Here is an 18812-nt window from a genome sequence, read left to right as displayed (position 1 = left end):
CCCAGACTTATGACTTTGTTCCGCAAGACAGCTCTGGCCTGTTCGCTCGCACTTGCCTTTCCCGTCGCGGCGCAGACCGCGCCCAGCCATGTTCTGCCCGACGGCAGCGTCCCCCCGGCCTTGCTGGAGGCGCGCAAGCACATGCTGGAAGCGCCGGAAAACATGTTGACCTTCCACAACATGGATCAATTGTTCCAGACCCGCCCGGTGCCGCGTTCGGGACCGGTGGCGCCGCTCGGCCATGCCGACGCCGCGCTGCCCGAGGCGGTGATCGGCGGCAAGCGGATGACCGAGGATCAATGGGAAGACCGCACCTATACTTCGGCCTTTCTGGTCATGCGCGACGGGAAGATTCTGCACGAAAGCTATCGCAACAATACCGACGCGGGCACGCATTACATCTCGTTCTCGATGGCCAAGACGATCACCTCGATGCTCGTCGGCATTGCGGTTGGGCAAGGCGCGATCCATTCGATCGACGATCCCGCCGTGCTTTATGTTCCGGAGCTGAAAGGGTCGGGCTATGACGGGGTGACCATCCGCCAATTGCTGGAAATGCGATCGGGCGTCGATTACGAAGAACGCTATGATTTCGGCGCCAAACCGAGCATCGCGGCGCAGATTTTCCTCAATGCGATCGCGTCCAACAAGGAACGCTTTGCCGATATGGCGCCGCGTCTGGGGCGCAAACGGGCGCCGGGCAGCCATTTCAACTATTCGACGCTCGACACCTCGGTGCTCGGCTGGGTGCTCGAACGCGCGACCAAAAAGCCGCTCGCGGATTTCACCGCGCAATATCTGTGGCAGCCGATGGGCATGGAATCCTATGGCTTCTGGCTGGCCGACGGCGCACCCGGGGCGGGCCGCGAACTGAACGGCATGGGCTATAACGCGACATTGCGCGACTTTGCGCGCCTTGGCGAAATGATGCTCGATCAAGGGCGCTTCAATGGGCATCAGATCGTTCCTGCCGACTGGGTGCGCCAGGCCACGACCATGATCCCCAATGCCGATCCGGGCGCGCCGCCGCCGCCTGCCGCGGTAACCAGCCCGTTTGCGCGGTCAGGCTATGGCTTTCAGATCTGGAAGCTCGACGAGACCGGCGCCTATACCGCGCTCGGGTTGCAGGGGCAGTTCATCTATGTTCATCCGGCAACGCACACGGTGATCGTCAAGCTCAGTTTCTTCCCCGAGGAAGGCTCTGCGCAGGGCGATGCCGCGCTCGAGGAAACGCTGGCCTATTTCAAGACGCTGACGGAATGGAAAGGCCAATAGCGATCAGCGGGGTGTCAAACCGCTCTGATTGAGCGAAGACAAGGACAATTCGTTTCGACTGGTGCCAGATTGGGGTAAGGTCTTGTTATGCTGTGCCTTGGGCATGGCCAAGCAGGGCAAACCGTTCGGCGGATCGCGCGCAAAAAGGCGATCCGCCGGAAATCTGGGGAACAGCGATGACAGATCCTCTCGTTCTGTGGTTCGAAGCGATCGGGATCGGCGATATTGCCAAAGTCGGCGGCAAGAATGCCTCGCTTGGCGAAATGATTCGCGAACTCGACGCAAAGGGCGTGCGCGTGCCGGGCGGGTTTGCCACGACCGCCGCCGCCTATCGCGCCTTCATTGCCGCCAACGGCATCGAACCGGCGATGGACGCGGCGATGCAGCGCTATCATGGTGGCACGGCCAGTCTGGCAGACACCGGTGCGGCGATCCGCGATCTCGTGCGGCAGGGGCACTTGCCCGCCGATCTTGAGGCTGCGATCACCGATGCCTATGCCGCGCTGTCGGCGCGCCTTGGCATTCCCGATCCTGCCGTTGCCGTACGCAGCAGCGCCACGGCCGAAGATCTGCCCGATGCCAGCTTTGCCGGGCAGCAGGAAACCTTTCTCAACGTGCGCGGGCGCCGCGCTGTGCTGGATGCGGCGTTGCGCTGCTATGCCTCGCTGTTTACCGACCGGGCGATCGCCTATCGCGATGCGCATGGCTATGACCATTTCGCGGTTGCGCTGTCGATCGGCATTCAGCAGATGGTGCGCTCCGATCTGGCCGGATCGGGGGTCATGTTCACGCTCGACACCGAAACCGGCTTTCCGCGCTCGATCACGATCAGCGCCGCCTGGGGGCTTGGCGAAACCGTGGTGCAGGGCGAAGTCGAGCCCGACAGCTATCTCGTGTTCAAGCCGCTGATCGATCAGCCCGGCGCGGTGCCGATCATCGAACGGCGGCTGGGTGCCAAGGCGATCAAGCTGGTCTATGCGCGCGGCGGCAGCCGGCGCACGCGCATGGCCGTGACCAGCCGTGCCGAGCGCGATGCCTTTGTGCTGAACGAGGATGAAATTCTGGCGCTTGCCCGCTGGGCGCTGATCATCGAGGCGCATTACGGGCGTCCGATGGACATCGAATGGGCCAAGGACGGTGAGAGCGGTCTGCTCTATATCGTTCAGGCGCGCCCCGAAACCGTGCAGTCACAGCACAGCCAGACCAGCTTTGCCACTTATCGTATCAAGGGCACGCCAACGGCGATCCTGTCCGGCTCGGCGATCGGCGATGCGATTGCCTCGGGCAAGGCCTGCGTGATCCGCGACATTGCCGATATTGACCGTTTCCCCGACGGCGCGATTCTGGTGACGACCAACACCGATCCCGACTGGGTTCCGGCGATGAAGCGCGCCACCGGGGTCATCACCGACCATGGCGGCAGTACCAGCCATGCCGCGATCGTCAGCCGCGAACTCGGCGTGCCCGCTGTGGTCGGCACGGGCGAGGCGACCCGGCTCCTGCATGATGGGCAGGCGGTCACGCTGTCTTGCGCCGGGGGCGAGGACGGGCTCGTTTACGACGGTCTGATCGATTTCGAGCGTGAAGAGGTCGATGTCGGCACGCTGCCCGAAACGCGCACGCAGGTGATGGTCAATATCGCCGAGCCCGCCGCCGCGTTTCGCTGGTGGCGGCTCCCGGCCCGGGGGGTCGGGCTCGCGCGGATGGAATTCATCGTCAACAATCTGATCAAGATCCATCCGATGGCCTTGATCCACCCGGAAAAGGTCAGCGAAGTCGATCGGCGGAAAATCGCCGCGCTGACCCGGGGGCATGCTTCGGGCGAGGACTATTTCGTCGACTTGCTGTCGCGCGGGATCGCCCGGTTGGCGGCGCCGTTCTGGCCCCATCCCGCGATCGTGCGGCTGAGCGATTTCAAGACCAATGAATATGCGCACCTGATCGGCGGCGAGGCGTTCGAACCCACCGAGGAAAACCCGATGCTCGGGTTTCGTGGCGCCTCTCGTTATTACGACGATCGCTATCGCGCGGGTTTTGCGCTCGAATGCCGCGCGTTGAAACGCGTGCGCGAGGAACTCGGCTTTGCCAATGTCATTGTCATGGTGCCGTTCTGCCGGACCCCGGCAGAGGCCGACAGGGTGCTGGCGGCGATGGCCGAAAATGGCCTTCGGCGCGGGCAGGCGGGCTTGCAGATCTACATGATGTGCGAAATTCCGGCCAATGTGATTCTGGCCGACCAGTTTGCGCGGCGGTTTGACGGGTTTTCGATCGGGTCCAACGACCTCACGCAACTGGTGCTCGGCGTGGACCGCGATTCGGACATTCTGGCCAGCTTGTTCGACGAACGCGACGCGGCGGTCGAATGGATGATTGGCGAAGCGATCGCGCGGGCGCACAGTGCCGGGATCAAGATCGGCATCTGCGGTCAGGGGCCAAGCAACCACGCCGATTTCGCCGCTTTTCTGGTGGAACGGGGGATCGATTCGATTTCACTCAATCCCGACAGCTTTGTCCGCACGATCCGTTCGATCGCTGCGGCCGAAGCCGGGCACGCCGGGGGGTAGTCCGTCGCATGGCGACAGCGGGGGGTGTCGGCATCGACATCGTGTCACATCGACATCGTGTCACATCGACATCGTGTTACATTGACATCGTGTTACATCGAAATCGTGTTACAGGGAGTTCTGCAATCATGAACCTGACAAATCGACGTTTTCTCGCCTTGGCGCTTTGCGCCGGGCTTTCAGTGATGGCGCCCGACGCCTGGGCGCAGCACGAACATGGCGGTGGGGGGCCAGGCGGCGGCGCTCCACGGGGGGGCGGTCCGGGCGGCGCTCCACGGGGCGGCGGGGCCCATGCTGCGGGTCCGTCGCGTCAGGCCGAGCCCGAACGCGGCCCTCAGGGCTATCAGCGGATCGAGCGGCCGCAAGGCGCGCAGGCGCGGCCGCAGCAATTCGACCGACAGGCCTATAATCACAACTTCAACGCCGATCGCGGCTATCACGTCGGGCCCTATCACGCCCCGCGCGGCTTTCGCTATCATCGCTGGGGCTATGGGGACATCCTGCCGCGCTATTACTGGGGGCAGCAGTACTGGTTGCTCGATTACTGGCTGTTCGGGCTCGACGTGCCGCCGATCGGGTACGAATGGGTTCGCTATGGCCCCGACGCAGTGTTGATCGACACGCGCAGCGGCGAAGTGATCCAGGTGATCTACGGACGCTTCCTGTAAAGACTTGCGGGGTGGGCGATGGCCCACCCCGTTTTCCTTAGGCCGTAAACTCATAAACCACGCCATCGAGGTTTGAGGCCAAAAGGCCCAGCGCGAGGAGAGAGGGCGCAGGAATATGTCGATATTTCAAGCCCGATCGACGCTGCGATGGGCCTTTTGGGTCAAATCCCGAAGGGACGGCAAAATGGCTTCCATCTCGAACAGAAATGCGCTTGCAAAGGCAACCAGCCTTCGCGGCGCGCATTTCCGCCCGATATGTTCGCCATTTTGCCGCCTCGATGGCGTGGTTCATGAGTTTACGGCCTAGTCGAGCGGATCGAAATCCTCTTTTTCCGACCCGCAATCGGGGCAGTACCAATCGTCGGGAATATCCTCGAAGCGGGTGCCCGGCGCGATGCCCTCGTCGGGCAGGCCGCATTCCTCGTCATAGATCAGCCCGCAATTGCGGCAGCGCCATTTGCGCATGGCGACCCTCCCTTATTGCGCGGCAAAGCGGATCGGGACGTGCTTGGGCCCGCACACGAAGTTGGAAATCGTGCGCTGGCCTTCGCCGTTCATGTCGACCGACTTGATCCGCTTGAACAGTTCTTCCCACAGGACGCGCATTTCCATTCGGGCCAGATGCTGGCCAAGGCAGACGTGAACGCCATAGCCAAACGCGATTTGGGGGTTGGTTTCGCGGTCGATGCGGAATTCGAACGGATCGTCCCACACCGCCTCGTCGCGATTGCCCGATTGATACGACAGCATCAGCCAATCGCCCGCCTTGATGGGCTGCCCGCCGATCGTCGTGTCGGCGACTGCGCTGCGCATGAAATGCTTGACCGGGGTTTCCCAGCGGATCGTCTCTTCGACGAAGGCGTTGATGCGATCGGGGTTGTCCTGCATCGCGCGCAAAAGGTGCGGGCGTTCGGCCAGCGCCCACATTGCCCCGCTGGTGGTGTTGCTGGTGGTATCGTGCCCGGCGGTCGCGGCGATGATGTAATAGCCCATCATCTGCCGATGGTTGAGGTATTCGCCGTCGATTTTCGCATTGGCGATCAGGCTGTTGATATGCTCGGTCGGGTTTTCGCGAAACCGTTTGGTGACGTTTGCGAAATAGGCTTCGAGTTCCATCGTGGTCTCCCACAGCGATTTGAGCATCTCTTCGCGGCTCAATTCCATGCGTGACCGATTGAGCTCGGGATCGGCGTTGTTGAACAGTTCCTGCGTGAGCTTGAGCATGAACGGTTCGTCTTCGCGCGGCACGCCGAGCACGGTCATGATCACGCGCAGCGGATAGAGGAACGCGACATCGGCGGCAAAATCGCATGTCCCGTCAAAGCTCAGCATATGATCGACGAATTCGCGCGCAATCAGCCGGATCTGGTCTTCCATCGGCTTGATGGCGCGCGGGGTGACATGCGGAAAGACGACCCCGCGCAGATCCTTGTGCTCCTTGCCGTCGACCGAGACAAGACTGCGGATGAGGTTGGCTTCGCCGCCGGTCAGCGCCTGTGTCATTTCGGCGCCCGCGCGGTCGGACAGGAAAGTCGACTTGTCGCCGTTGTGAAACACGTCTGGCTGGCGCTCGATGTCCTTGATATCGGCATGGCGGCTGACCACCCAAAAGGGGTCAAAGCCTTCGGGCTGCGCCTTGTCGAGCGGGGCCGTGGCGCGGATCGCGGCAAACGCGGCGTCGGCAATTTCGCGCTTCGCATAGGCTTTGGGGTCGATGATGGTCTCGGACAGATCCTTGGGCAGTGTCATGGGCGATCCTCTCGGGTATGGATTCGGGCATTTGCCTCTACGCGTGACAGGATATGATGCATTTGGTATACGTTCAACAACTAAAATCCGGAGCGGGGGTCGCCGCTCACAGGGGAGTATCCGCAGCATGAACGCGCCCGAACCCGACACGCGGATCTTGCGCCGAACGCAGGCGCAGCGCCGCGCCGAATCCGACGACCGGCTGCTGTCGGCAGCGGCCGAGATCGTCGCGACAGAGGGCTATCTGGCCCTGACTCTGGACCGCGTCGGCGAACGGGCCGGGTTCAGCCGGGGCCTGGCCAGCCGCAAATATGGATCGAAGGACGGCCTGGTCGAAGCCCTGATCCGCCGCGCGGAAGCCTGTGTTCACGAACAGGTCGATGCGGCAGTCGCGGGCGTTCACGATCCGCTCGATCAGGTCATGATGCTGTTCGACCGCTTTTTCGAACTCGTGTTGTCCGATGTCTCGGTGCGCGCCTATTTCGTGCTGTTTGGCGCGGTGATTGCCAACCGGTTGGGGCCGGCAGGGGTGTTCGAGGACGTTCAGCGCCGCTTTGGCGAACGTATCGCCGATCTCATCGGCAAGGCTCAGGCGATCGGGTCGCTGCCGGCAGACCTGCCGACCGAGCATGCCGCGTTTCTGGTCGGCAGTTTGCTGGCCGGAATTTCGATCGAGACCGAGATGGAAGCGTTCGATTCCTCACCCGCCAGCACCGGGCCCTTGCGCGCAAACCTTGCCGCAATGCTCCGACGCGCGCTCGGCGGTTAACCTATTTGGGAAAAATCCTGATATTTTAGGGGTAAAGGATTGAGATCGGCCTTATTGGCCAACCAAATATTAACTAATGACAGGCAGGCTTTTACGTAAGTTTACGAGGGGTCTCGCCATGCGGTCGGATGCGGAAAATCTTCTGAGCCGGTTGGGTCAGAACAAGTTCAGGTATCAGGAATTTCGCGATAATTTCGCTGATATGGAGCTGTGGCCGCTGTTCGAGGCGCTGATCCGTGACCCGCGAATTTCGGGTGATACGGCGGTCGCGGGCCTTGATCGGGATGAGGCGCATTCAGGGGCGGGCAGCGCCGGGGCAGGGCGCCCTTATCCGGCGTCCGCAGTGCCGCAATCCGTTGCAAAGGCCGACGCCCGGACGGACGGTCTGTTCGGTCGCTATGAAACGACGCCTCTTGCCGGTTCCGCCCACGAGGACGTGCGCTCGCTGCTGCGCCAGCTCAACGATCGCGTTGCGGCGGGAGAGCTCTGATGCCCCTGATCGTGTGCCATTCGCCCAAGGGCGGGGAAGGCAACAGCTTCGTCGCCGCCGGGCTGGCGCAGGGGCTGTCGTTGCTCGGGCGCGATGTCGTCGCGCTCGACATGACTGCCGCAGACGGCCTGAAGTCCTATTTCGGCCTGGCCCCCGATCAGTCGCTTCCCGATCTTGAGGAAGAAGTGATCGATCAACTGACGGTCGGCGGGGTGGGGCTGCGTTCGGGATGGCGCGCGGCGCACCAGCCGGATTTCGCCGAGGCGCTGCGCGCGGGCGACCTGCCGTTCGATGGCGAGACGGTCTTTGTTGCCGATGTCGCCTCGACCGATACGGGGTTGGCGCAAGTCCTGCGCCGCCGTGCCCGGCTGCATGTCTGCACGCTGACGCCGACGGCGATGTCCCTGGCGCAATTGCCCCGGATCAACCCGGCGCGGGCCCTCGGCGAACCGGAACGCACGACCTTCGTGCTCAACCAGCTTGACGAAACCCGCCGTTTTGCCCGCCATGCCGCGCTGTTTCTGCGCGAATTGCTGGGGGACAAGCTGATCGCGCAGATCCATCGCGACGAAGCGGTGAACGAAGCGGTGGGCATGTTGCAGACTCTGGCGCGCTATGCCCCGGCCAGCGCGGCCCTGGCTGACATGGAGCGGCTGGTCATCGCCGTCGACGGCCTGTGCGCCGGAGAGGCGGCGGATGAAACCGTGCGTGCCGCACCCCGTGCCGCCAAGAACGAGGCTGCGTGATGACTCCGGCGCGGTCTCGCGCATTGCGCATCGGCGCGCTTTTGCTGGTGTTGCCGTTGGTGGTGCTGACCATCGGTGTGCCGCTCGATTTCAAGGAGCAATGGCAATTCGCCGGGCTGACCGTGATCGGTGCGCTGCTGCTTGGACGACGCAACGGGCGCAAGACGACGATGACACTCGCGCTGCTTTCGGTGGTGGTGTCGACGCGCTATCTGTTCTGGCGCACGACGCAGACGCTCTCGTTCGGCACGCCGCTCGAATTCCTGCTGGGCACGACGCTCTATCTGGCCGAACTCTATGCCTGGGTGATCCTTTTGCTCGGCGTGTTGCAGACCAGTTGGCCGCTTGATCGCCCGGTCGTCGAAATCGCGGGGGATCCGGAAATCTGGCCGATGGTCGATGTCTATATCCCGACCTATAACGAGGGCCTGTCGATCGTGCGCAACACGGTGTTTGCGGCGATGGACATGGACTATCCCGAAGACCGGTTCCGCGTCTTCATTCTCGATGACGGGCGCCGTCCCGAATTTCGCGCCTTCGCGCGCCAGGCCGGTTGCGGCTATATCACGCGTGACAACAATCTTCATGCCAAGGCGGGCAATCTCAATGCCGCGATGAAGAAGACCGACGGCGAACTGATCGCGATTTTCGACTGCGATCACGTGCCGACGCGCGCGTTTCTGCAATTGACGGTCGGCTGGTTTCAAAAAGACCCGCGCCTCGCGGTCCTGCAGACGCCGCACTATTTCTATTCGCCCGATCCGATTCAGCGCAACCTTGGCACGGTCCGGGACATGCCGGGCGAGGGCGAGCTGTTCTACGGCGCGGTGCAGGAAGGCAACGACTTGTGGAACGCGACGTTCTTCTGCGGGTCTTGTGCGATCATCCGGCGCGAGGCCCTGATGGAAACCAACGGGTTCGCCGGTGAAACGGTGACCGAAGACGCGCATACCGCGCTGAAGCTGCAACGCACGGGCTGGAACACCGCCTATATCAATGCGCGGCTGTCGGCGGGGCTCGCCACCGAGCGGCTGGTGCTGCATATCGGCCAACGGGTGCGCTGGGCGCGCGGAATGACGCAGATCCTGCGCATCGACAATCCCCTGCTCGGGCCCGGTCTGAAGTGGCAGCAACGGCTTTGCTATCTCAACGCGATGCTGCATTTTCAGTTTCCGATCCCGCGCATCGTCTTTCTGACCAGTCCGCTGGCCTATCTGCTGTTCGGGCAGAACATCATTCATGCTTCGGCCACGCAGATCTTTGCCTATGCCATGCCGCATCTGTTTTGCGCGGCGCAGGCGAGCAAGCGGATGCACCGGGGCGACCGCCGCCCGTTCTGGGGTGAAGTCTATGAAACGATCCTGGCGTTTCACCTCGTCAAGCCGACGGTGATGACCTGGTTTCAGCCGCGCAAGGGCAAGTTCAACGTCACCGACAAGGGCGACTTGCTCGACCAGACCTTTTTCGACTGGGCGGTCGTGCGGCCGCATCTGGTGTGTATCGCGCTGATTTTCGGCTCCGTGCTGCTGGGCTTTGGCAAGTTGCTGTTCTTTCCGCAGATGTTCAACATTCAGCTGGATTCGCTGGTGCTCAACACTGCTTGGGCGACGTTCAGCCTGATCATCCTGCTGGCCGCCGTTTCGGTCGCGCGGGAATCGCGCCAGGCGCGGGTCGACATCCGCGTGCCCGCCGAATTGCCGGTCATGGTCTATCTCGCTTCGGGCCATGTCGTGGCCGGGACGACGATCAACATTTCGATGGGCGGCGCGGCGGTGGCCTTGCCCCGCGAAGTGCCGATGCGCGATCTTCAGGTCACGCATATCACGCTGGCGATGGGCGACGAAACGCTGGCCGTGCCGGTCGAAACGGTGCGGTCGATCGCAGGCAGCACCTATCTGCGGTTTCAGCCGATGAGCATGGTCGCCTCGCGCCAGTTGGTCCGCGCGGTGATGGGCCGCGCCGATGCCTGGCAGATGCCCGCGCCGCATCCGATCGTGCCGGGGGTGCGTGCGCTGGCAGACATCATCAAGGTCGATCTGGTGACGATGAAGCGCATTTTGCGCCTCAATTTTGCCGAACGCCGCCAGATGAAAGCGCAGCGCACACAAGCGCTGAAAGCCGCCGCCGCCGCACAGGATCCCAAGCCTGCCGAGCCCGCTGCGGCAAAGGCAAAGCCCGGTCTGGCGCGGGCTGCCGCAGTCATCCTGCTGATCGCGGGGCTGGGCGCTCTGACGCAGCCTCAGGCGGCACGGGCGCAGGCACCGCTTGCGACAACCGCTTCCGGCGCGCCGCTGGTCGATCCGGCCAAAGCCACGGCCGGCACGGCTGCGCGCCATATCCATCTTTCGCTCAAGGACTTGCGGATCAAGATCCCGATCCGTCTGGCCGGGACGCGCGGGGAAATCGGCATTCCCTTCGGCATGCGCCAGAGCGATGTCGTGACCGATGCCGTGCTGACGCTGCACCTTGCCTGGTCGCCGGCCCTGCTTGGCGATCTCAGTCAACTGGTGGTGCTGGTCAATGGCGAAGTGGTCCAGACCGTGCCGCTGCGCCCCGGCGATTCCGGCGGGCAGGAACTGAAGATCCCGGTCAATCCGGCGCTGTTTCTGCCCGGCGACAATCAGATCAACTTGCGCCTGCTCGGACATTACGCGCGCGATTGCGAAGATCCGTTTCATTCCTCGCTCTGGGCGAATGTCAGCAACACGCAAAGCTGGCTCGACCTGACGGTGCAGCCGACCGCGCAGACGCTTGATCTGGCACGCCTGCCAGGCCCGTTTTTTGACCGTTTCGACAATGGCGCGCTCGTTCTGCCGTTCGTCTTTGCCGGCAAGCCCGATCATGGCGACTTGTCGGCGGCGGCCGCGATCGCCTCGTGGTATGGCAGCCTGGCCTCGTATCGCGGCTTTACCTTCAAGCCGATGGTGGGCCAGTTGCCGCAGGGCAATGCGGTGGTATTCCTGCGCGGCGGTGCGTCGCTCCCCGGTATTGCGGTGCCGGTGACCGGCCCGGCGGCAACTGTCGTGCGCAATCCGGTCGATCCTGCGGGTACGCTGCTGGTGATCGCCGGGCGCAACGATGACGAAATCCGCCTTGCCGCTGCAGCGCTTGCCAGTGCGCGCGGCACCGTGGGCGGGGCGCACATGGCGTTCGACGGCGCGCGCATTCCGTCTTATCCGCGCTATGGCGCGCCGCGCTGGATCACGACCGATCGCCCGGTGAAGCTGGGCGAGCTGATGGCGCCTTATGCACTGCAGGGCATGGGCCTGCCGCCGGGGCCGCTGTCGGCGCGGTTTCGCGTCGCGCCCGACGTGTTCTTCTGGCCGCGCGACGGCGGGCAGGTCGATCTGTCCTATCGCTATCCGACCGCGAGCTGGCTCGATCGCAAGGGTTCGCGGCTCGACATTTCGCTCAATGGCCAGTTTTTGCGCACTTTGCCGCTCAGCGGAAACTGGTGGCAATGGCTGCTGAACGGCGGGCTGTGGGGCTCGATGGCCGCGCACAGTTCGGATTCGCGCGCAAGCGTGGTGCTGCCGCGCTATGCCCTGTTTGGCCAGAACGAGCTGGTGTTCGATTACAATCTGATCCTTGCCGACAAGAAAAAATGCACCGGCACGCTGCCGGAAAACGTGCGCGTATCGCTCGATCCCGACAGCACGATCGACCTGACCCAGGCGTGGCACGCGCTGCCGATGCCCAATCTCGCAACGTTTGCCGGTGCCGGCTATCCGTTCACCGTCCGCCCCGATCTTGCCGAAACGACTGTGGTGATGGACGCCAATCCTTCGTTCGAGGCGATCGAGGCCTTTCTTCAGGTCATGGGCCGGATGGGCGATGCGACCGGGGTGGCGGCGACCGGGGTCACGGTGGTCAGCCAGATCGATCCCGACCAGTTGCACGAGCAGGACATTCTGGTGATCGGCAGCTCTGCGCTGGCCAATTCCGAGGCGCTGTTCGGCGGATCGCCGGTGCGCTTTGAAAACGGCGCGCTGCGCGTCAACGAGCGCACCCCGCTGCAATATGTCGAGGCGCTGTTCGGCGGCTCCGACTGGCAGGGCAGCAGCCAGGATGCGCAAAGCGTGGTCTATGCCGCCAAGGGCTTTTCAGGGATAGTCTCGTTTCAATCGCCGTTCACTTCGGGCCGGACGGTCGTCGCGCTGCTTGGCGATCAACCCGACACGCTGCCTTCGCTGGTCGGCGGGCTGAATGACGAAAAGACCAATGCCCAGGTTCAGGGCGATCTGTCGGTGGTGACCGGCGACGGCATGACCAGCTTTGCCATTCTGCCGACCTATTGGGTGGGCAGCCTGCCGATCTGGATGAAGCTGGCATACTGGTTCAGCCGTCATCCGCTGCTCATGGCGTTGAGCGGGCTGATCGTGGCCCTGGTGCTGAGCGGGCCGGTCTACCTCTATTTCAGCCGACAGGCGCGCCGCCGCCTCGAAGCGCTGGGAGACGACACGTGAAGCGCACCGTTCAGGCCCTTGCCCTGTTGCTTGCCGGGGCAAGCTTGTGGCCGACATGCGCCATGGCCGAAAATCCGGCAGTGCGCGCGCTGTTGCAACAGGCGCAATATTGGCAATCGAAAGGGCGCGGCGATCTCGCCTATCAGGCGCTGCACCGCGCGCAGGCGATCGAACCCAACAATGCCGACGTGAAGCGCGCGCTGGCCGGGCCCGCCCCCACGCCCGCGCCAAAGGCACCTCCCGCGCAAAAGTCGGGCTCTACGCCGGTCGCCACCCATCAACGCCCGGCCCATGAACGCCCGTCGACGGTACGGCCCGCGCCGGTGGCGTCGACCGATCTGGCGGGCCGGGCGCGTGTCGCCGGGTTTGCCGCGCTCGGCGCCAACGATCTGGCCACGGCCAGCCACGAATTCGAAAGCGCGCTCGCGCGCAATCGTCGCGATGGCGATGCGTTGGGCGGGCTCGGTCTGGTCGCGCTGAAACAGGGCAATTTCGCCCGCGCGCGCGATCTGCTCGATCAGGCCTCGCGGCAGGGCGATGCCGCAAAATGGGCGCAGGCGCTGGCCTCGGCGCGCCATTTTGCCGGGGTCGGCGAAGCGCAGGATCTCCTCGCGCACGGCCAATTGGGCGAAGCGCAGAAAATCGCCGAAGATCTGGTGCGCTCGGGCGGCGGCAAAGATGCCGTCGCGCTCGAACTGCTGGCCGACATCTACGATCGGCAGGGGCGTTATGCGGATTCGGCCGATCTCTATCGCCAGGCGAGCGAGATCGGCACCGGGAAAGCCGACGCAGCCGACGACAAGCGCCTTGCCAGCCGCGCGGCACGCGGTCGGGCGCTGGCGGCCGCCGCGCGCGGCGATGACACCGCCGCCGAACAGGAATTTCAGCAGGGCTTGCTGCTCGATCCCGAAGATCCGTGGATCCGCTATGAATTTGCGCGCTTCATGATCGGGCGCGGGCGTCTTCCCGAAGCGGAATCGCTGGTTCGGTCGTTGACCGCCTCGACCAATCCCGACTCGCTCTATGCCGGGGCGATGCTCGAAAGCGATCTGGGCCACCCGGCCATTGCCGAGACGCTGATCCAGCGCATTCCCGAAACCTATCGCACGCAGCCGGTGCGCGCCTTTGCCATGGGGCTCAAGACCGATACGGCGATCGCGCGGGCCAAGGCGCTCGCGGCGAGCGGGCAGAAGGCGCAGGCGATCGCCGCGCTGCGCCAGATCGGCCAGACCAAAGGGCTGCCGGCGGCGCGTCAGGCGGCGATTGCCGATGCGCTATACGACATGGGTGATATGGCCGATGCCGGCGCGCTGGCGCAGCAGGCCATGGCGGGGTCGATCACCGATCTCGGCGGTTATGAAGCGGTGATCCGCGTCGCCACCCGGACGGGGGGCGACGATCTGGCGCAAAACGCGCTGCAAAAGGCCAGCCAGTTGGCGGGATCGTCTGCCGACGGACAGCGCGCGCTCGCCCGGATCAGCGCCGGGATGGCCGCCGCGCAAGCCGACCGGCTGCGCCTGCACGGCCAATATGCCGAAGCGTTCGACGTGCTGCAACGCGGCTGGGGCGCCGCGCCCGACAATGCCGAAATCCTTGCCGCGCTTGCCCGGCTGTACCAGTCGGGCCAGATGCCGGCCCGCGCGGCGCAAACTTACCAGATGATCCTGGTCCATGCCCCGCGTGATCGCGATGCGCTGAGCGGCTTGATGGAAACCGCGCAAGCGGCGGGTGATCGCGCTTTGTCGCAACAGGCCGAGGCGCGCCTGTTGCAAGCCTATCCGCAAAGCTACGAGGTCTATCTGGCGGCGGCGCGCACCGAGCAGGCGCGCGGCAATGTCGGCGCCGCCACGAAATTCCTCAAGGACGCGCGCGTAATCTACAGCCGTCAGATGGCGGGGGCGGGCGGGGGCCTTGGCGGGAATCCGTTTGCAACCGGCAGCGAGGCGCTCGGCGCCAATCCGTTCCGCGCCGCCGCCGCCGCGCCAGCGCCGCAACCGATCAATCCGTTCAGCCTGGGGGGCGGTACGCGCCTGTCGGGCCTTGCGCTCGACGCCGCGGCGTCCGCTCCGGCGCCTGCACAACCCGCATGGAACGCCCCGGCGGATACGGTCGGCCAATCGAGCGAATGGGGTGGCCGCGCGGCAGAGACTGTCGCACCGGGTGCAGGTCCGGTTGCCGCTTCGATGCCGTCGGACCCCGTGCTGGCGCAAATCCAGACCGAGATTTCCGCCATGTCGCAGGACAATGGGCCGCGCGTCGAAGTGCAGACTGCCTATCGCTCGCGCGCGGGCGAAACCGGGCTGTCGCAATTGCGCGACATGAAGGGATCGGCTGAAATATCGACCGGGCTCGGCGGCGGGCGGGTCTATGCGCGCGCCGATGCGGTGGTGATCGATTCAGGTCGTCCGACCGGATCGTCGCTGCAACGCTTTGGCCGCAATGCCACGATCGAGGCGCAATCGATCGTCGATGCGGTCACCGCGCAGCTGGTTCAGGCCGTGACCCAGCGCCAGTCCGGCGTGGCGCCTGCAGTGGGCTATGCCGACAAACTGGTTCAGGCCGAAGTCGGGGCGACCCCGCTGGGCTTTGACAAGTCCAGGGCAACCTGGCGCGTGGCCGTAACGCCGCAATTGGGCAGCAATGTCGCTGCGCGCGCCTGGTTCGAGCGCAAGCCGGTGACCGACAGCGTGATCGCCTATGCCGGTACGCGTGACCCGGTGAGCGGCGAATATTGGGGGCGGGTGATGCGCACCGGCGGCGGGGCGGGCCTGTCGGTCGATCACGACGGCAACGGCGTCTATGTCGACCTGTCGTACAATACGTATGCCGGCACCAATGTCCCGACCAACCACAATGTGGAGGCGAACCTTGGCGGCTATCTGCGCGTGCGCCACTCGGCCCATTCGAATCTGACCGCCGGGCTCAATGTCAATTATCAGGCCTATGGCAACGATCAGGATTACTTCACCTATGGCCATGGCGGGTATTTCAGCCCGCAAAGCTTTCTCTCCGTCGGCTTTCCGATCAACTATACCTTCCAGAACCCGCGGCTCGACATCAAGGGCTCGTTCACGCCCGGTTTTCAGTCGTTTCTGCAGGATCAGGTCGATCTCTATCCGACCGATCCGACGGCACAGGCCGCGCTCGATGCGCTCAAGGCCAAGGACAGCGATGTGCGCAATTACTATGACAGCCTGAGCAAGACCGGCTTTGCGCTCGCGGCCTCGGGCTCGGCCTATTATCGCATCACCCCGTCGACGCGCGTGGGCGGCGAAGTCAGCTACAACACATTTGGCAGTTATGACGAAATGCGCGCGATGCTGGGCATCCGCCAGTCGCTGGGCAGTTCCAAATGAAAATGGACCGATTGACCATGGCGCACGAACGCGCCGGAGCGGGCCCGCGCGAACATGGGCTGGCGATGCTGACCGCGCTGACCGCGGCCGAAATCTATGGCGAGGCAAAGCCCGAACAGGCACACGGGCTTTACGTCGCGATCGGTCGGCGCTTTTCAACGCTGGTCGACATGGCCGACGTCCGCGATCTCGATGATCTTGCCGAGCGCATCAACGGTTTGTGGGCGGTCTGCGGCTATGGCCATGCCCGGTTGCAGGCGGTCGAGACCGGCATCAGGGTCGTCCATCGCGGCGCGCCGGTGACGATCGAGGGCGATCATGCGGGGCATTGGGTACGGCTGTTTCCGGCTTTGCTTGAAGGTGCCTATGACGCCTGGTTTCGCCAGCTTGGCAGCAGCGGGCTGCTCAGCACGCGGCTCTTGCGCCACGAAGGGGATGTGATCGAGTTTCATCATGGGGGTTGATCGGCGCTCTGTGCTCGCGTCGCTCGCCCCGGTGCTGGCCACGGTGCTGGTCATCGGCTGTTCGCGCCCCGGAGAGGGTCGCGAAGAGGCCGCCGACAGCTTCTGGACGGTGTTCCGCAATGCCTTTGTCGATGCCTCGGGCCGCGTGGTCGATAGAGGCAATGGCGGGATCAGCCATAGCGAAGGGCAGGGCTATGGCCTGCTGCTGGCGGTCCTGGCGGGCGACAAAGGCGCGTTTCAGACGATTTACGGCTGGACCGAGGCCAATCTCGGACGGCAGGACATCGCACTCTATGCGTGGAAATTCGATCCGCGTCTGGGCGATCCGGTGTCCGATCCCAACAATGCGACCGATGGCGACATGCTGATCGGCTGGGCGCTGGCCGAAGCGGCGCGGCGCTGGAATGATGCGGGCTGGCGGGCGCGCTCGGCGGCGATCCGCGCGGCAATCCGCGCGCAACTGGTGATCGAGCGCCATGGGCGGCATTTGCTGCTGCCCGGTCGCACGGGATTTTCAGGCGCCGGGCTGGTGACGCTCAATCCCTCCTATTTCATCTGGCCCGCGCTCGATGCTTTTGCCGCGCTCGATGGCGATGGCGTGTGGGGGCCGGTGATCGACGATGCCGAAGCGATCGTGCGCGAGGCGCGGTTTGGCGCGTCACATCTGCCATGCGACTGGATCGAGATCGGCGCCGACGGCAAAGCCGTGCCCTCGCGCAGCCATCCGCCGCGCTTTGGCTATGATGCGATCCGCATCCCGCTTTATGCCCTGGCCGGGCGCCGCGCCTCGCTGGTTCAGCCGATTGCCGATTTCTGGCGTGGCCAGGGCGCGCATCCCCCGGCGTGGATCGATGTCATCAGCGGCGAACGCGCGGCCTATCCGCTGTCGGCAGGCGGGATGGCGATCGTGCGCCGCACGCTGGGGCAGAAACCTGCGCCCGAAGCGCTCGACACGGACTATTTCTCCGCCGCGCTTCAGGCGCTCACTCGGGCGCTTTGATCAGCGTGCCGCCTTTCATCACCATGATGACCTGACGCACGGCGGAAACATCGCGCGTCGGATCGCCCGGGACGGCGATCAGGTCGGCCAAAAGCCCGACGCGCACGCTGCCCAGACGATCGGACAAGCCGAAAAACCGCGCATTGCCCGATGTCGCGGCGATCAGCACGTGCGCGGGCGCCATCCCGGCGGCCTGCATCTGCTCCATTTCGCGCGCATTGGTGCCATGGGCAAAGACACCCACATCGCCGCCCATGCAGATCGGCGTGCCCGCGACCATGGCCAGATGAAAGGCATGGATCGATTGCGCGACCATGGCCGGTTGCGGTGCCTTGCCGTCCCAGCCGCGATAATGGGCCATGGCGTCGCCGGCGGCCAGTGTCGGGCAAAAGGCGATGGCTTTGTCATGCATCGCGCGGAACAGTTCCGGCGTGCCTTCATCGCCATGTTCGATCGTATCGACCCCGGCGGCGATCGCGCGGCGCATGCCTTCGGCTGTCACGGCATGGACCGCGACCGGGCGCCCGGCATCGTGCGCAACGGCGACGGCGGCGGCCATTTCGGCCTCGGTCAGCGTCGGGCGGCTCGGTTCGCCGCGCTGGTAATGGTAATCGGCGTAAAGTTTGACCACGTCGGCGCCGGCGGCGATCTGGCTGCGTGCGGCGCGGACCATTTCATCGACGCCCGACACCTCCTCGGCGCCTTGCGGCACGGCGAGCCCCGGCTCGAACCCTTTGGGCCCATAGGCGCCGCGCGCAACGATGGCGCGCGTGGCCACCACCATGCGCGGCCCCGGCACGATCCCTTGCGCAATCGCGTCGCGCAGGCCGACATCGGCATAGCCGGCGCCCTCGGTGCCGAGATCGCGCTCACTGGTAAACCCGGCCATCACCGTCGCGCGCGCCTGTGCCACCGCGCGGGCGGTCCGCAGCGCCAGCGATTCATGCAGAACCTGATCGTCCCACGGTGTTTCGTTATAGGGGTGCAGGAACAAGTGTCCGTGCCCTTCGATCATCCCGGGCATCAGCGTCGCGCCGGGCAGATCGATCGCCTTGCCCCCCGCAGGCAGCGTCAGCGCCGGGCCCACCGCGACGATCCGTTCGCCATCGACCAGCACTTGCCAGCCGGGATGCGGCGCGGGATCGATCCCGTCGAAGACTTGTGCCGGGCGCAGCAGGATCGGCGCCGCGACGGCGGGCAGGGGAAACAGGAGGGCGAGCGCAACGGCAAGACGGGTCAGCATGTCGCCATGCTAGACGCCCGGC

The 18812-nt window shown here is 64.6% G+C and carries 14 protein-coding genes; 10 read left to right on the top strand and 4 right to left on the bottom strand.

Annotated elements, in window-relative coordinates:
• Positions 1-9: 9 nt before the first annotated feature.
• The 3 genes from AQZ50_RS14915 to AQZ50_RS14905 all read left to right on the top strand — a co-directional run bounded on the left by AQZ50_RS14915 (position 10) and on the right by AQZ50_RS14905 (position 4507).
• Positions 10-1275, top strand: a complete 1266-nt coding sequence (locus tag AQZ50_RS14915) for a serine hydrolase domain-containing protein (protein WP_067747368.1) — start codon at positions 10-12, stop codon at positions 1273-1275.
• A gap of 176 nt (positions 1276-1451) precedes the next feature.
• On the top strand, positions 1452-3839 hold the full coding sequence (gene ppsA, locus AQZ50_RS14910) for a phosphoenolpyruvate synthase (RefSeq protein ID WP_067747367.1): 2388 nt from the start codon (positions 1452-1454) through the stop codon (positions 3837-3839).
• Between the two features lie 128 nt (positions 3840-3967).
• Positions 3968-4507 carry an RcnB family protein gene (locus tag AQZ50_RS14905; RefSeq protein ID WP_156427385.1) on the top strand — a complete coding sequence of 180 codons (540 nt, stop codon included), beginning with the start codon at positions 3968-3970 and terminating at the stop codon, positions 4505-4507.
• Positions 4508-4544: 37 nt separating this feature from the next.
• Here the strand turns inward: AQZ50_RS14905 and AQZ50_RS20535 are convergent, their stop codons facing one another.
• From AQZ50_RS20535 to AQZ50_RS14895, 3 genes are read right to left on the bottom strand one after another with little or no spacing between them, the layout of a single operon-like run.
• Complete coding sequence (locus tag AQZ50_RS20535; RefSeq protein WP_156427384.1) at positions 4545-4799, bottom strand: hypothetical protein; 255 nt, start codon at positions 4797-4799, stop codon at positions 4545-4547.
• Positions 4800-4810: 11 nt separating this feature from the next.
• Positions 4811-4972: a rubredoxin gene (locus AQZ50_RS14900; protein ID WP_067747365.1), complete on the bottom strand. Its 162-nt coding sequence runs from the start codon at positions 4970-4972 to the stop codon at positions 4811-4813.
• A 12-nt stretch (positions 4973-4984) separates the two neighbouring features.
• Positions 4985-6256 (bottom strand): cytochrome P450, encoded by a 1272-nt coding sequence (locus tag AQZ50_RS14895; RefSeq protein WP_067747364.1) that lies wholly within the window; start codon positions 6254-6256, stop codon positions 4985-4987.
• A 127-nt stretch (positions 6257-6383) separates the two neighbouring features.
• Here AQZ50_RS14895 and AQZ50_RS14890 point away from each other — a divergent pair, with 127 nt between their 5' ends.
• From AQZ50_RS14890 to AQZ50_RS14860, 7 genes are all read left to right on the top strand, one after another.
• On the top strand, positions 6384-7025 hold the full coding sequence (locus tag AQZ50_RS14890; protein WP_067747363.1) for a TetR/AcrR family transcriptional regulator: 642 nt from the start codon (positions 6384-6386) through the stop codon (positions 7023-7025).
• A 118-nt stretch (positions 7026-7143) separates the two neighbouring features.
• Positions 7144-7515 carry a hypothetical protein gene (locus AQZ50_RS14885; protein ID WP_067747362.1) on the top strand — a complete coding sequence of 124 codons (372 nt, stop codon included), beginning with the start codon at positions 7144-7146 and terminating at the stop codon, positions 7513-7515.
• The gene (locus AQZ50_RS14880) at positions 7515-8261 is read left to right on the top strand and encodes a cellulose synthase operon protein YhjQ/BcsQ (protein ID WP_067747361.1); all 747 of its coding nucleotides are present in this window, start codon (positions 7515-7517) and stop codon (positions 8259-8261) included. The genes AQZ50_RS14885 and AQZ50_RS14880 overlap by 1 nt, the downstream gene beginning before the upstream one ends.
• On the top strand, positions 8261-12727 hold the full coding sequence (gene bcsA, locus AQZ50_RS14875) for a UDP-forming cellulose synthase catalytic subunit (protein WP_067747360.1): 4467 nt from the start codon (positions 8261-8263) through the stop codon (positions 12725-12727). Before AQZ50_RS14880 ends, bcsA begins: the two co-directional genes overlap by 1 nt.
• Complete coding sequence (locus AQZ50_RS14870) at positions 12724-16083, top strand: cellulose biosynthesis protein BcsC (RefSeq protein WP_067747359.1); 3360 nt, start codon at positions 12724-12726, stop codon at positions 16081-16083. The genes bcsA and AQZ50_RS14870 overlap by 4 nt, the downstream gene beginning before the upstream one ends.
• Positions 16084-16100: 17 nt before the next feature.
• Positions 16101-16547 carry a cellulose biosynthesis protein BcsD gene (locus tag AQZ50_RS14865; protein WP_231730320.1) on the top strand — a complete coding sequence of 149 codons (447 nt, stop codon included), beginning with the start codon at positions 16101-16103 and terminating at the stop codon, positions 16545-16547.
• Entirely contained in the window at positions 16537-17547 is a 1011-nt protein-coding gene (locus AQZ50_RS14860) for a family 8 glycosyl hydrolase (RefSeq protein WP_067747357.1), read from the top strand. The genes AQZ50_RS14865 and AQZ50_RS14860 overlap by 11 nt, the downstream gene beginning before the upstream one ends.
• Here AQZ50_RS14860 and AQZ50_RS14855 read toward each other — a convergent pair.
• Positions 17531-18790: a metal-dependent hydrolase family protein gene (locus AQZ50_RS14855; protein WP_067747356.1), complete on the bottom strand. Its 1260-nt coding sequence runs from the start codon at positions 18788-18790 to the stop codon at positions 17531-17533. The two genes, AQZ50_RS14860 and AQZ50_RS14855, sit on opposite strands and share 17 nt — an antisense overlap.
• Positions 18791-18812: the final 22 nt, after the last annotated feature.

The sequence above is a fragment of the Novosphingobium sp. Fuku2-ISO-50 genome (assembly GCF_001519055.1).
Lineage (GTDB): Bacteria > Pseudomonadota > Alphaproteobacteria > Sphingomonadales > Sphingomonadaceae > Novosphingobium.
The sequence above is the reverse complement of the archived record's forward strand: the minus strand, read 5'-3'. Positions and strand labels throughout refer to the sequence as shown.